The sequence below is a fragment of the Nocardiopsis lucentensis DSM 44048 genome (assembly GCF_000341125.1).
Taxonomy (GTDB): Bacteria; Actinomycetota; Actinomycetes; order Streptosporangiales; family Streptosporangiaceae; genus Nocardiopsis; species Nocardiopsis lucentensis.
Genome location: NZ_ANBC01000500.1, coordinates 1 through 920, shown reverse-complemented (window position 1 = coordinate 920; position 920 = coordinate 1). Strand labels below are relative to the sequence as shown.

Genomic DNA, 920 nt, shown 5'->3' with positions numbered 1-920 from the left:
GGAGGGCGGCATCGGGGTCGCGGAAGAACCGGCCGCCCCGGACGCGCACGAACGACCAGCCGACCCGTTCGAGCTCGCGCTGGCGGTCGGCGTCGTCGGCTGCGGTCTCCTCGGTGTGGACGGCGTCGCCGTCGCACTCCACCGCCAGGCGCCGGGTGCCGCCCTCCACCACCAGGTCGATCCGGTAGGGCCCGGCCGGGTACTGCGGCACGACCCGGTACCCGCGCTCCCGCAGCGCCAGGTAGACCCGCTGCTCGAAGACGCTGTCGAAGGGGTCGACGCGCACGTCGGCCGGGACCTCGCCGATATCGGCGCCATCCCGCTCCCGGGCGGGTCGGCCCAGGTAGTCGAGGTAATGGCGGCGCGCGTCGTCCCGACCCAGGTCGGACAGGGCGAAGCTGTGGAAGAGCCACACCTGGTCGCAGGCGCGCGAGGCGGCCACGTTCATCGCCTGCTGGTCGGGCACGCCGCTGAAGTGCGCGGGCCGCCGGGGTCGAGCCAGGGTTCCAGGATGTCCGGTGGGGCGGGGGCTGGTAGCGCAGGACCCGGTCCACGGCGAGCCAGGTGTCGGCGTCACCGGGATCGAGCAGTCCGGACACGATGCCGGGGCCGTCCTCGGGGAGGTCGCCCAACCACACCGTGCGGGCACCGTCGAGGTCGCGGACGGGCGCGCTGCGCAGCTCCTCGGACTGGAGGAGGAACTGGTACACGCGTGTGACACCGTCGGGGTTCGGTGTCGGGCCGGGAGCTGCCACTGCGGTTCTCGTGTTCCTCTGGGGTGTCGTGGGGGCGGGGCGCGCTTCCTACGACATCCGGAGCGCGCTCTGGGGACGAGACGCTCGGGAGTCGCGAATGGATCCGGGTGGGGGACCCACCCAGTCTGCCACCGGTCGCGGCGGCCCCGAGGGGCGGACGCCGCG

At 74.0% G+C, this 920-nt stretch carries 1 protein-coding gene; it reads right to left on the bottom strand.

Annotation, left to right across the window (positions count from 1 at the left end; genetic code table 11):
* The coding region (locus D471_RS41885) for a DUF559 domain-containing protein (protein WP_241479653.1) at positions 1 to 466 on the bottom strand (466 nt) is incomplete at its 3' end.
* Positions 467 to 920: the final 454 nt, after the last annotated feature.